This is a genomic window from Ochrobactrum sp. BTU2 (genome assembly GCF_024539785.1).
Taxonomy (GTDB): domain Bacteria; phylum Pseudomonadota; class Alphaproteobacteria; order Rhizobiales; family Rhizobiaceae; genus Brucella; species Brucella anthropi.
This window is the reverse complement of the sequence record NZ_JAHWRG010000020.1, coordinates 25,636-37,377: the sequence shown is the minus strand read 5'-3', so window position 1 is coordinate 37,377 and position 11,742 is coordinate 25,636. Positions and strand designations below refer to the sequence as shown.

Here is an 11,742-nt window from a genome sequence, read left to right as displayed (position 1 = left end):
TTGCGCGCCGTCAGGTGCCCCTCGTTCTGCAACTGCTGCAGGGCCTGGCGCAGCGTGATGCGGGTGACGCCGAGGCTTGCTGCGAGATGCGTTTCTCCGGGCAACTGGCTGCCTGGCCTCAAGGTTCCGCCTTCGATCAGGCCAAGGATATGGTCGCGGATCTGCTGCCAGATCGGCATGTCGCTACGCGGGCCGAAGACCAGTCCGTCGAAGGCGGCGAGAGGGATTTCAGGCGTGTCGAGCATGATGGTTTCCGGTTCAGGCGGCAGCCGAGGCTATCGCGCGTTCGGTCTCTATCAGAGTCTGTGCCGAATAGACGAGCCGACCGCCGACGAAGGTTGCCATTACCTTCGGGTGGCGCATGTCCTTGGCATCCACGAGGATGAGGTCGGCGCGTTTTCCCTCTTCAAGCCGTCCCCGGTCTGACAGGCCGGCGGCGGCGGCGGCATTGGCCGACACGAGGTGCCAGACCTTGGCGAAGCCAGCATCGTCAGGGGATGCCAGCCGGAAGGCTGCATGCAGTGGGGACGGATAGTGGTAGTCGGAGGCGAGCACGCTGCAGAGCCCGTCGCGAACCGCTGTCGTTGCGTCGAGTGCGCCATTGTGGCTGCCACCGCGCACGACGTTGGGGGCGCCAAGAATGACATGTTCGCCGGCGGCGCGGGCTTCGGCAGCCGTCTCCAGCGTTAGCGGAAACTCCGAAGACACGGCCCCCAGTGCCCGGAAATGTCGGCGCTCTTCGGGAGACGCCTCGTCATGGGCGAGGAGTACGTTGCCGTTGTCGCGTGCTGCTGCCGCGAGCTTTTCGATGGCACCGGCCACATCTTTGCGCCGTGCCCAGACGTCGTCGAGTAGCGCCATGTAATCATTACGCGACAAGCCGGAGCGCTCGGCCATCTGGCCGATCTTGCGGGCGATCGCCCCCTTCAGCACCGAACCCGTCGTATGGTCGTTCAGGGCCACGAGCGGCTTCGGATCGAGCAACAGCCATTCGATCACCTGCGACAGCGCATCGAGCGCGAAGGTCTCCCAGCGCAGGTGCAGGCGGGTATCGCAGGCCAGATGCGGGCGTGCAGCGGCAAGTGCGGTGACGAAGTCGCCAGCGGCCTGCAGCGAACGAAGGCCGGGCTCCCAGGACACCGTTACGCCGTGAAAGGCTGTGGTGATGCCGTTGGTCACCAGTTGTCGGTCAGTGTCGCGCAGTGCCAAGCCGACGTCGAAGCGCACGCCCGGTCGCGGCATGATCTGCCGCTCGAAGCCGTCACCATGGATATCGACAATCCCCGGCAGGACGAGCAGGCCTGCGGCGTCGATCTCGCGCCCACCATTGCCCCTGTCCGACAGCATGCCGCCCTCGACGAAGAGGTCAGTGTGTTTGAGTCTCTCGGTGCCCAGAACGGTGCCGTTGCGGATGGTCCAGTTCATCGCGTCTCTCCGTTTTGTTTTTCGCCCTGGGGCCGGAAAACTGTCACGTGCCCGTCACGTCTGGTCGCTAGGGATAGTCGCAGAAGATGCTCCTGTCTATACAGCAAAGGAAGATATCATGATCCGCTCCCTTCTCGCAGCCTGTGCAATCTCTCTGGTCTCCCTCGCGCCGGCCGCGGCCGAGAGTGTCAAATTCGCCGTCACCGACATCGAGGGCATGGAAGCCCTGCAGCAGAAATTCGGCGGCTTTCAAAAAGCGCTTGAGCAGGCCTCCGGTCTGGAAATCGAGCTCTTTCCGGTCAGTTCGCGCACCTCTGCCGTCGAAGCTCTGAATTCCGGACAGGTCGACCTCGTCCTCACCGGCCCGGCCGAATACGTCGTCATGAAGGAACTTGCACAGCCGCAGATCGTCGTCGCCTGGCAGCGTCCGGACTACTTCGCCCAGATCGCCGTCTTGGCCAATGGTCCAATCCGCTCGATCGAGGATCTCAAGGGCAAGAAGGTATCCTTCGGCTCGGTCGGATCCACCTCCACGCATCTCGGTCCGGCCCAGGCACTGTCTGATTTCGGCCTCAAATACAATGAAGACTACGAGCCTGTGATCCTCGCCCGCAACGTTGCCGCCGAAGCGCTGATCCGTGGCGACATCGCCGCCATCAGCCTAAATTTCGGCCACCTTGCCTCCGTCCGCGAAGCCTTCCCGGATGTCGCTTTTGCCGTGGTTGCCCGTGGCCGTGACCTGCCGAACGACATCCTAGTTGCCCGTAAGGACCTGGCCGAGGAAACCGTCGCAAAGATCCGTACGGCCTTCGTCGAAAAGGGCACAGACATCATGGCCGCCGTTCTCCAGGGCGAAGACAACCAGAAATTCAAGGGTGGCTTCTTCCTGACCGACGTCAAGGACAGCGACTACGACTACGTCCGCTCGATGTATCGGACGATTGGCGTCGATACGTTCAACGACTTCGTCAACTGAGCGGGCCCAACCCGATCCTGCCATCGGGCCGGCGCCACCAGCGCCGGCTCCACGCCATATCCGCAGAAAGAATACCACGATGGACGTTATCAGCACGCAGGGCCTGAAGAAGGGTTATGCCAACGGAAAGCCGGTGTTTTCCGGTGTCGACATCCGCATCCGAAGCGGGGAGCGCGTGGCGCTGGTCGGCGCCAACGGTGTGGGCAAGTCGACACTGCTCAAGTGCCTGATCGGCCACACGCCGTTCTGCGATGGTGAGATCTCGACACTCGGCGAAGCCTTCCGCAGTGCGCCGAGCGGTCCGCAGCTCAAGCGCATGCGCCAGCAGATCGGCTTCGTCTTCCAGCACCACGGCCTCGTGCGTCGGCAGTCGGTGCTGACCAATGTCGTTCACGGCAAGCTTGGCCTTCCCGGCACCTGGCGCGCCTGGCACCAGGCGATCGCCGAACGCGAATGCCGGGAAGAGGCGATGGACGCGCTTGATCAGGTGAAGCTCTCCCACAAGGCGACCGCACGCGCCGACGAACTCTCCGGCGGTCAGGCGCAGCGCGTCGCGATCGCCCGCGCCTTGGTGCGCAAGCCCAGGCTGATGATCGCCGACGAGCCGGCTGCCAGCCTCGATCCGACGGCGGGTCGCGACGTGATGGCGCTGTTTTCTGATCTCGTCCGGGAACGGGGCATAACGCTGGTCCATACGACCCACGACATGGAGCATGCGCTGAGCTTTGCCGACCGGATCGTGGCGTTGAAGGCCGGCCACGTGCATTTCGACCTTCCGGTGGCCGAAGTCGACCGCAAACGCCTGGAGGGCGTGTTTCATGCGTGAGGTCGCACCCGCCCGTTTTTTCCGCGCCTCGCCGTTTGTTTTTGCCATCCTCGTCGCTCTTGGTGCGCTGCTCGTCGTCTCGGCCACGCAGGTGGCGCCAACGCCGAGCCAGCTTCTGAACGGTGCGCCACGGATGGCGAACCTGATTGAGCGCATGCTGCGGCCGAGCTTTGAACCCGGTTTTCTGATGCGCGTCACCTGGCGCACGATTGAGACGCTGCAGATCGCCTTCGTCGGCACCGTCATCGGCGTGCTGCTCAGTCTGCCGATCGCCTGGCTCGCTTCGCGCACGCTGTCGCCGATCGGGCCCTTCCGACACGTCTTCAAGGTAATGATCTCGCTCTTCCGCACCGTGCCGGACATGGTCTGGGCGCTGCTCTTCGTCGCCTCCATCGGGCTTGGCGCGGTGGCCGGCACCATGACCATCATCATCGACACGATCGGCTTCTGCGGTCGCTTCTTCGCCGAAGCGATCGAGGATGCTGACAAGGAGCCGCAGGAGGCTCTGTTCTCCGCCGGTGCGGGACGTTTTTCTGTGCTCTCCGGCGCCGTCGTGCCCGATATCATGCCGTCCTTGATCAACACTTCGCAGTTCGCGCTTGAAAAGGCGGTCCGCTCGTCGGTGGTGCTCGGCCTCGTAGGTGCCGGCGGCATCGGCCAGGAACTGAAAGTCGCCTTCGACCTTTTCCAGTACCGCAACGCCTCGACCATCATCCTCGTGATCTTCGTGATCGTTCTGGTGATGGAGCTTGCGACCGACCGGCTGCGGCAGAAGGCGCAATGAGGCGGCCGGCATGCACCTCATAAAGTGCCTTCAGATAATCTCACCAGTCCTTGAAGCATAACGCGAACGCTTTCGTTGGCAGAGTCGATGGGAGCGGACAGTCTTGTGTCGGCCCCGATCCGGTCACCACTAGGCTTGGAGCCAATGTCCGCTTGGTGCACAGGCGACGTGACGCCGCCACTGAGCATATGGTTCCGCTGCCTGAGGCGGCGAAGTCAGAAAAGCCGGCGAATGAGCTGGACGGAATTCGAGCCCTTGACCGCACGCTTCGAACTGCCAGTCCCACGTATAGCTCGAACTTGGGAGAAGGCCAGGAGGTGACGCGGTTTACTCTCGGGAAGAGCCGGGTGCGGGAAATCCGCCCGCTCGGATCTGTGAGGGAGAAGCTGAATGGCATAGCTACTCGACCATGAACAAGGCCTCGGCTTCCGTGGTTTGGGTCGATATGGTTGGCGCGAATGTGTCCCGGCGATATCTGTCGATGAAGGCATTGATCGAGAGTGTGCGGATGTCAGGAAGGCGGCCGCGCAGCGTGTCGTGGTGCCAGTCCCACCAAGCGATATCGAGCAGTGCTGCGGCCTGCTCCTCGTTGAAGCGTCGCTTGATTGCCCTTGCGGGAACACCACCGACGATTGTGTAAGGTTCGACATCCTTCGAGACGACCGCACCGGCGCCGATCACCGCGCCGGTGCCGATCGTCACGCCGGCAAGTACCGTGACGCCGTGGCCGATCCACACGTCGTGGCCGATGGTCACCCAGTGATCCTTGCGCCATTGGAAGAACTCGGTGTCGTCTTCGCCCAGCCCGTATTGTGCTGCACGGTAGGTGAAATGGTGCTGGCTCGCGCGCCAGGTGGCGTGGTTGCCCGGGTTAATGCGCGCACCTTCGGCAATCGAGCAGAACTTGCCGATGGTCGACCATACGACGTTGCCGCCCTTGACGATGTAGGAATAGTCACCGAACTGACTTTCCCGCATGCTGACATGGGCCTGGATCTCGGTCCATTTGCCGAGTTCGCAGCCGACGACCGTCGCCGTTTCATGGATGGTCGGAGCTTCCGACAGCATTTTCATTTCGCGTGTTCCCATTTGCCGATGAACCGCTCGCGGATTGCGCCGGAGAGGGCGTCGATGACATAGACCATGGCGATGATCAGGAAGATGATCGACCAAGCCTCGTCCCATCGATAGGCGCCGATGCGGTCGGAGAGGATGAAGCCGATGCCGCCGGCGCCGACAATGCCGAGAATGGTACCTGAGCGGACATTGGATTCGAAGTTGTAGAGGGTGATTGAAAGAAGCACCGGCCAGACCTGCGGCAGCATCCCGAAGCGGATGGCCTGGGAGCGAGACCCTCCGGAGGCAACAACGCCCTCGACGGGCTTCTTGGAGATGTTCTCGATCGCCTCGGCGTAGAGCTTGGCAAGAACACCGATTTCGCCCACCGCGATCGCGAGCACTCCGGGAAGCGGGCCGAGGCCGAAGGCGCGGATGAAGACGAGCGCCAGGATCAGCGTCTCGAAGGCGCGTATGATGTCAAAGCCTCGCCGAACGCCGAAGCGGAAGAAGGCGAACCGGTTGATGTTTTTGGCGCCGAGAAAGGAGAGCGGAAAGGCAACCACGGCGCCAAGCAGCGTCCCGAGAAAGGCCATGGCGAGCGTTTCGCCGAGGCCCGTCAGGATATCGCTTACCTGATCCCATTCCGTCCAGATATGGGGTGGGAACATGAAGGAGAGAACGCGCCCGAGGCGGCTAAGACCGTTGATGATGCGTTCTGGCGTGAAGCCGAAATCATAGAGGCACCAGGCAAACAGCGCGGTAAAGCCGAGCATCAAACCCCAGCGCTTCAGCCGCATCTCCATGGACGGACGGAAGGCGAGCGGCATGGACTGGCGCAGCGCCAAGATTTCCGCGCGGGTAACGGTTGTCATCAGTGGATCCTTTCCATGCCGATGATCCGGTGGCGCAGCTTTTCCGAGCCCCAGTCGATCACAAAGACTGTGACGAAGACGATGATGAAGAGCGCCGACAAATCGGTGTATTCCTGCAACGATACGGCAGTGCGAAGCTCCTGACCCAGGCCGCCGGCGCCGACATAGCCGATGATCGAGGACGAACGCACATTGATCTCGAAACGCAGCAGCGTGTAGCTGATGATGTTCGGCAGGATCTGCGGCACCGCGCCATAGCGTATCTGGTCAGCCCTGCTGCCGCCCGCCGATTTGACGCCCTCCAGCGGGCGCATGTCGATGTTCTCGTTCACTTCCGAATAGAGCTTGCCGAGCGCCCCGCAGGTATGGAGCGCGATCGCCAACACGCCCGCCATCGGGCCGACCCCGAAACAGAAGACGAAGATCAGCGCGAATACCAGTTCCGGCACCGTACGGGCAATTTCGAGATAGCGGCGCGACAGCCAGAGCATCCACCTGCTGGGTGAGAGGTTGCGCGCCGCCGGGAAGGACATGACGAAGCCGCCGGCCACCCCAAGGGCGGTCGCCATAAAGGCAATGAGCACGGTTTCGAGGAGGAGCCAGCCCCAGACCTTCCACCGCCAGAACCACGCGGCGAGGTCTGCACCAAGCGTTTCCGACGACAGCTGAGGAACGGTCTTGGCAAGGTATTCGCCGAGCCGTGGCAAGCCTGCGAGCAGGATCCAGCGTTCGGCTCTGCTGCCGTCAGACAGCGTGATCTGGCTGACTTTGAGGAGATTGGAGAAATCGGCTGTCACAACAAAGGCGATCAGCAGAGCCGCCGTCACGACGAGGAAGGTCAGCCGCCCGCGGGCGCGGTGGCGGGCATAGGCGCGTTCGAAATCCAGCACCGCCTGGGAAGGGGCTGCGGCAGGGGCGAAGGTCATGACGTTTCCCTGTAAAAAAGGGGCGATCCCTGTCGAGATCGCCCCGTCTGCGTTTCGCTCGGGATCAGCTCTTGCGCTGGGCCTTCAGCCAGGCGCGCATGTCGACGATCCACTGGTAGCGGTCATGGTCAACTTCGACGTAGCCCTTGGCCGTCGAGTTTTCGGCGCCGGTCATTTCCTTGAAGGCTGCCGGATCGGCTGTCGGCACGTTCTTCACGGCATCCTTCATGGCGCTGACCATTTCTGCCGGCAGGTTCCTGCGGGCGGTGAAGGGGCCGGACGTGATCTCGGGCGACTCCCAGATCCAGCAGACTTCGCCGGCCTTGATCATGCCCTTGGAGACCATGCGCTGGGGAATGCCGCTCTTCTCGTTGTTGATATAGGTGGCGGCTGCATCAAACTGGCCGTTGACGACGCCTTGAACGCCGGCCTCGTGGCTGCCGGAGAATGGCGTTGCCGAGAAATAGGTCGAGGGCTCGAAGCCCTGCTGCACGAGGTTGTAGTTCGGAACGGCATAGCCGCTGGTGGAATCCGGATCGGCAAAGGCCAACACCTTGCCCTTAAGGTCCTCGATCTTCTTATAGGGGCTGTCGCAGCGCACCGTAATGACCGAGAAATAGCCGGTAGAATCGTCTTCCTGAACCGCGGTCAGCAGTGGAACGACGCCGCCGTCGGTCTCGGTATAGGCGGCTGCATAGGCCGAGGAGCCGAGGAAGGCGAATTCGATCTGGTCAGCGGCGAGTGCCTGGACGACGCCGTCGTAGTTGCCAGCGGTGAAGAGCTCGACGTCGATGCCGAGGGTCTTTTCAAGATAGGCCTCAAAAGGCTTGTAACGAGCAACACGATCCTTCTCGTTCTCGCCGGACAAAACGCCGAAGCGAACGACCTTGTAGTCGGACTTCCAGTCGGCAGCGATGGTCGGCAGGGCAAAAAGCGTGAGGAGGGCTGTGGCGGCGATGAGACGCATTGGTATTCTCCCAGAGGTTGATCAGGCCGGAACCGCCGACCGGATGGAGGTCGAGGTGATGGATTCGTTGAACTCGGTGAGGCCGGAACTGCCGTAGATGTCGCGAACGACCTCGTCGGTGAGGTTGCGGGCGCTGCCGTCAAACATGACGAGGCCGGAGCGCATGGCGACGATGCGGTCACAATAGGCGCGCGCCGTGTCGAGCGTGTGCAGGTTGACGATAACGGTGATGCCGTCCTCGATGTTGATGGTGCGCAGCGCCTCCATGACGCGCATGGCGTTGCCGGGGTCGAGGCTGGCGATCGGTTCGTCGGCAAGCAGGATACGCGGCTCCTGCAGGAGTGCGCGGGCGATGGCAACGCGCTGTTGCTGACCGCCTGAAAGCGTGCCGGCGCGCTGCAGGGCCTGCGGGGCGAGATCGAGCCGGTCGAGCGCACGGATCGCCAATGCACGTTCGGCGTCGGAAAAGCGCATCGCCATGGAGCTCGCGAAACCATGCGAGGAGATGCGGCCGACCAGCACGTTGGTCAGCACGTCGAGCCGCTCGATCAGATTGAATTGCTGAAATATCATCGCGCATTCGCGACGCCACTGGCGCAGCGCTCGTCCGTTGAGCGACGTGATCTGGCGCTCGCCGAAATGGACGCTGCCGTCCGTCGGGTCGATCAGCCGGTTGATTAGGCGCAGAAGCGTGGACTTGCCGGCACCCGAGCGGCCAATGACGCCTACAAACTCTCCGGCGGCGATGTCGAGACTGACACCGTCGACGGCTCTGGTCGGGCCGAAGCTGCGGCCGAGATTGCGAAGGGAGAGCGTGTTCTTTTCCATGAAGCGATCATGGAGCGCCTCTGTGAGGGGTCTGAGTAGCAACGGAACAGAAAACCTACATAAGGATTTCACGGCTCGTCATCGGGGTCGGCGGTTTTCGGATCGCGTAGAGGCCTGAGTTCGCCTCGGGCCACGAAATCGGGGAGCGTGAAGGCGTATCGACCAAGCATGTTGACGTGACGGAAGCCGAGCGGCGAGAGACGCGTGACATCCTCCGGCTTGACGTCGTAGCCTTCAGTCAAGAGCTGGTTGACGGCTGCATCCGTGTAGATCGTGTTCCAGAGCACGACGAGATTGACGACCAGGCCGAGTGCTCCGAGCTGATCTTCCTGTCCCTCATGATAGCGCTGCCGCAGTTCACCACGTTTTCCATGAAAAATGACGCGGGCGAGCTGGTGGCGACCCTCACCTCGATTGAGCTGGACGAGAATACGGCGCCTGTAGCTTTCATCATCAATGAAGCGCAGGAGGTAGAGCGTCTTGATAAGGCGGCCGAGTTCCTGCAGGGCGCGAGCGAGACGGGTTGGCCGGTCATTGGTCTGGAGGGTTCGGGTGAGGCCAGCGGCCTGGACGACGCCGAGTTTGAGGGAGCCGGCAAGCCGCAACAGATCGTCCCAATGCTCGATGATCAGCTTCATGTTGATCCTGTTCGCCGCGAGATCGTCGAGGATGCCGTAGTTGGCTTTTGCATCGGCGCGCCAGAATCTTGCCCCGCCGACATCTGCGATGCGAGGGCTGAACTGGTATCCGAGCAGATAAAAGATGCCGAAGACGGTGTCGGTATATCCGGCCGTGTCGGTCATGATCTCGGTGGGCTGAAGCTCGGTCTCCTGTTCCAGCACGACGGCGAGGAGGTTGAGGCTGTCGCGCAGGGTGCCTGGAACGGTCATGGCGTTGAGGCCGGTAAACTGATCTGAAGCGAGATTGTACCAGGTGATACCGCGCTCCTGCCCAAAATATCGCGGATTGGGGCCGGAATGAATGGTGCGGACCGGCACGACGAACCGCAATCCATCGGCGGACGCCACTTCACCGCCGCCCCATTTTCTCGCCAGGGGGATGGCGTTTTGCGCCGCGACCAGAGCGGCGTTTGCGGCGGTCAGCGTCTCGGCGCGCAGGAAGTTCTGCTTGACCCAGCTGAGCCGGGAGCGTCGAAGTGCCGGGGTATCGATGCGAACCAGCGGCTCGAATCCGGTATTGGTCGCTTCGGCGACAAGAACGGCGCAGATGCTGGTTGCGATGTTTTCCGCGCGTGAGCCGCCCTCGCTGGCGTGGGTGAAGAGATCGGCAAAGCCGGTTTTCGCATGCATTTCCATGATCAGTTCGGGCAGATCGAGCCGAGGCAGACGCGCATCGATCGCGGCGCGCAGCGCGATGAGGCTAGGCGGTTCCTCGATCTTTTCCAGGCGATCGAGGGACAGGTCCGAGCCTTCCGAGGTATTGATGATGGTGACGGCCGGGTTCAGCGGGACACGATCGGCGGTTTCCCTATAGGCTCGGTCTAGCCGGCTCGACAAACGCCCGAGTTCTTCGTCAGCAACGGTGGACACTCCGACGGTGCGGCAGACCGTCGGACGTGCAGCTTCCCATGCTGGACCTGATAGCAGCCCCTTGCGCGGATCGGCATACCGCAGTGAGTGAACCGGAAAGATGTCGCGCCGGCGAATGGCGCGGCGCAGTTCGTCCAGGATGCAGAGCCGATATCCTGTCAGATCGACAGCGCCATCGGCAGTCTTGAGTTGGGTCTGCCATGCCTTTGGCGCAAAGGCTGTTGGTGGTGGGCCGGCGCGCTTGCGGCCGGAATGAACCACACGGAGATAATCAATGGCCTCCAGCAAGGGCCGGCCGGCGGGAGCCGCGCCGAGATCGAGGCCGGCGAGCAGTCCCGGCGTATAGGCAATCTTGCGATTGTGCTTCCTGAGTTCGGTAAAGTAGGTGTCGTCGTGAGGTTCCGCGAGGGTGCCGACACGCTCGACGGCCGCGTCAAGCGCCTGCCTGTCGATCAGGTCGAAGATTGCGGTGCGGACTGCATCGTCGGGCGTTTCGGGATCGAGAATGACGATCGCCGCGTCGCGTAACTTCAGTGCCGCTGCATCCAGGTCTCGCAGCGACCGCAATCTTGCCAGCTTGGCGGCCGACGACGCCTCCGACACCATCGATGTCGTAACCGCGTCGAACAGATCGATGACATCATCCCCGGCCGATGCTTCGAGTGTTCGAATAAAGGCCAGCAGGGTTGCAGCGCGCCGGTCGGCCGGCAGACGCGAAACGGCCTGAGCCTTTGCAGCGCTGGCAAACCGCGCCAGCGCCGTGACTTTACCCGGTGGCAGCCGATCGAGCGACGGCAGGCCGCTTGCGAGGGTGCGAATCTCTTCCAGACGGCCGAGTGCACGGCTGATCTCCCGCCCGCTCTGAATGTACGGTCCATCGCGCAGCCGGTCGAGCGGGCTTTGCCGACTGCCTTCGGAAACAGCGACCAGGCTATCCAGTCGCGCACGCTGCTCGGGCGTCATCGACTCGATCAGCAATCTATGCAGCCGGCTGTTCGCCCGTGTGCGAACCCTTGCCACGGCCCTTTCCAGCACAGACAGGCCCGGCAGCAGGACCTTGGCTTCCAGCAACCATGCGACGGCCCGGTCGAAGAGAGCCGACGGTCGGTCCGATCCCGTCCAGCACAGGGCGTAAAGAAAGCGGTTGAGACGGAACGCGACACCGAAATCGGTATAGGTTCGGTAGCCGTAGTGCTGACGAATGCGAGGCGCATGGCGCCAGCGCCCTTCGCTGCGGGCATATTCGGCAATCAACTCTTCGGGCTCGGTGAGCGAAAGCTGGCGGGCGGTGAAGCGCAGGGCCGGAACAGGTGCCTCTGTGGGGTCTTCCGGAAAGGTGCCGAGTATGCGCAACGATCCGAGCTGGACGGCGACGCCCAGACGATTGTGATCGCCGCGATGCAAGGCGACGAACGCACGATCGGCGTCATCGAGGTGGAAATAGCGAGCCAGTTGATCCGGGGTAAGCTCGTCGGGAAAACAGCCATATTCCCGCGCCTGGCTCTCGCTCAGATATCCTACCGGCACGG

General features: G+C 62.5%; 11 protein-coding genes. 3 read left to right on the top strand and 8 right to left on the bottom strand.

Annotated elements, in window-relative coordinates:
• On the bottom strand, positions 1-245 hold a 245-nt coding region (locus KWJ32_RS25045; protein ID WP_256886449.1), incomplete at its 3' end, for a GntR family transcriptional regulator.
• Between the two features lie 13 nt (positions 246-258).
• Entirely contained in the window at positions 259-1,425 is a 1,167-nt protein-coding gene (locus KWJ32_RS25040) for an alpha-D-ribose 1-methylphosphonate 5-triphosphate diphosphatase (protein WP_024899095.1), read from the bottom strand.
• A 118-nt stretch (positions 1,426-1,543) separates the two neighbouring features.
• Here KWJ32_RS25040 and KWJ32_RS25035 point away from each other — a divergent pair, with 118 nt between their 5' ends.
• The 3 genes from KWJ32_RS25035 to phnE (KWJ32_RS25025) all read left to right on the top strand — a co-directional run bounded on the left by KWJ32_RS25035 (position 1,544) and on the right by phnE (KWJ32_RS25025) (position 4,011).
• Positions 1,544-2,401: a PhnD/SsuA/transferrin family substrate-binding protein gene (locus KWJ32_RS25035; RefSeq protein WP_125271698.1), complete on the top strand. Its 858-nt coding sequence runs from the start codon at positions 1,544-1,546 to the stop codon at positions 2,399-2,401.
• Positions 2,402-2,480: 79 nt separating this feature from the next.
• Positions 2,481-3,227 carry an ATP-binding cassette domain-containing protein gene (locus tag KWJ32_RS25030; protein ID WP_024899093.1) on the top strand — a complete coding sequence of 249 codons (747 nt, stop codon included), beginning with the start codon at positions 2,481-2,483 and terminating at the stop codon, positions 3,225-3,227.
• Entirely contained in the window at positions 3,220-4,011 is a 792-nt protein-coding gene (phnE, locus tag KWJ32_RS25025) for a phosphonate ABC transporter, permease protein PhnE (RefSeq protein ID WP_024899092.1), read from the top strand. Before KWJ32_RS25030 ends, phnE (KWJ32_RS25025) begins: the two co-directional genes overlap by 8 nt.
• Positions 4,012-4,410: 399 nt before the next feature.
• Here phnE (KWJ32_RS25025) and KWJ32_RS25020 read toward each other — a convergent pair whose 3' ends face one another.
• The 6 genes from KWJ32_RS25020 to KWJ32_RS24995 all read right to left on the bottom strand — a co-directional run bounded on the left by KWJ32_RS25020 (position 4,411) and on the right by KWJ32_RS24995 (position 11,740).
• Positions 4,411-5,085 carry a DapH/DapD/GlmU-related protein gene (locus tag KWJ32_RS25020; RefSeq protein ID WP_107327987.1) on the bottom strand — a complete coding sequence of 225 codons (675 nt, stop codon included), beginning with the start codon at positions 5,083-5,085 and terminating at the stop codon, positions 4,411-4,413.
• Positions 5,082-5,942, bottom strand: coding sequence for a phosphonate ABC transporter, permease protein PhnE (phnE, locus tag KWJ32_RS25015; RefSeq protein WP_024899731.1), 861 nt, complete (start codon positions 5,940-5,942; stop codon positions 5,082-5,084). The genes KWJ32_RS25020 and phnE (KWJ32_RS25015) overlap by 4 nt, the downstream gene beginning before the upstream one ends.
• Positions 5,942-6,868, bottom strand: coding sequence for a phosphonate ABC transporter, permease protein PhnE (phnE, locus tag KWJ32_RS25010; RefSeq protein WP_024899730.1), 927 nt, complete (start codon positions 6,866-6,868; stop codon positions 5,942-5,944). The genes phnE (KWJ32_RS25015) and phnE (KWJ32_RS25010) overlap by 1 nt, the downstream gene beginning before the upstream one ends.
• Before the next feature lie 64 nt (positions 6,869-6,932).
• Positions 6,933-7,835 carry a phosphonate ABC transporter substrate-binding protein gene (phnD, locus tag KWJ32_RS25005; RefSeq protein WP_024899729.1) on the bottom strand — a complete coding sequence of 301 codons (903 nt, stop codon included), beginning with the start codon at positions 7,833-7,835 and terminating at the stop codon, positions 6,933-6,935.
• Between the two features lie 21 nt (positions 7,836-7,856).
• On the bottom strand, positions 7,857-8,663 hold the full coding sequence (phnC, locus tag KWJ32_RS25000) for a phosphonate ABC transporter ATP-binding protein (protein WP_024899728.1): 807 nt from the start codon (positions 8,661-8,663) through the stop codon (positions 7,857-7,859).
• A gap of 68 nt (positions 8,664-8,731) precedes the next feature.
• Positions 8,732-11,740 carry a Tn3 family transposase gene (locus KWJ32_RS24995; RefSeq protein ID WP_024899727.1) on the bottom strand — a complete coding sequence of 1,003 codons (3,009 nt, stop codon included), beginning with the start codon at positions 11,738-11,740 and terminating at the stop codon, positions 8,732-8,734.
• Between the last annotated feature and the right edge of the window lie 2 nt (positions 11,741-11,742).

Excerpts from the sequence above, each read along its gene's own strand:
- KWJ32_RS25040 (WP_024899095.1), bottom strand. The coding sequence starts at position 1,425 with ATGAACTGGACCATCCGCAACGGCACCGTTCTGGGCACCGAGAGACTC.
- KWJ32_RS25035 (WP_125271698.1), top strand. The coding sequence starts at position 1,544 with ATGATCCGCTCCCTTCTCGCAGCCTGTGCAATCTCTCTGGTCTCCCTC.
- KWJ32_RS25030 (WP_024899093.1), top strand. The coding sequence starts at position 2,481 with ATGGACGTTATCAGCACGCAGGGCCTGAAGAAGGGTTATGCCAACGGA.
- phnE (WP_024899092.1), top strand. The coding sequence starts at position 3,220 with ATGCGTGAGGTCGCACCCGCCCGTTTTTTCCGCGCCTCGCCGTTTGTT.
- KWJ32_RS25020 (WP_107327987.1), bottom strand. The coding sequence starts at position 5,085 with ATGAAAATGCTGTCGGAAGCTCCGACCATCCATGAAACGGCGACGGTC.
- phnE (WP_024899731.1), bottom strand. The coding sequence starts at position 5,942 with ATGACAACCGTTACCCGCGCGGAAATCTTGGCGCTGCGCCAGTCCATG.
- phnE (WP_024899730.1), bottom strand. The coding sequence starts at position 6,868 with ATGACCTTCGCCCCTGCCGCAGCCCCTTCCCAGGCGGTGCTGGATTTC.
- phnD (WP_024899729.1), bottom strand. The coding sequence starts at position 7,835 with ATGCGTCTCATCGCCGCCACAGCCCTCCTCACGCTTTTTGCCCTGCCG.
- phnC (WP_024899728.1), bottom strand. The coding sequence starts at position 8,663 with ATGGAAAAGAACACGCTCTCCCTTCGCAATCTCGGCCGCAGCTTCGGC.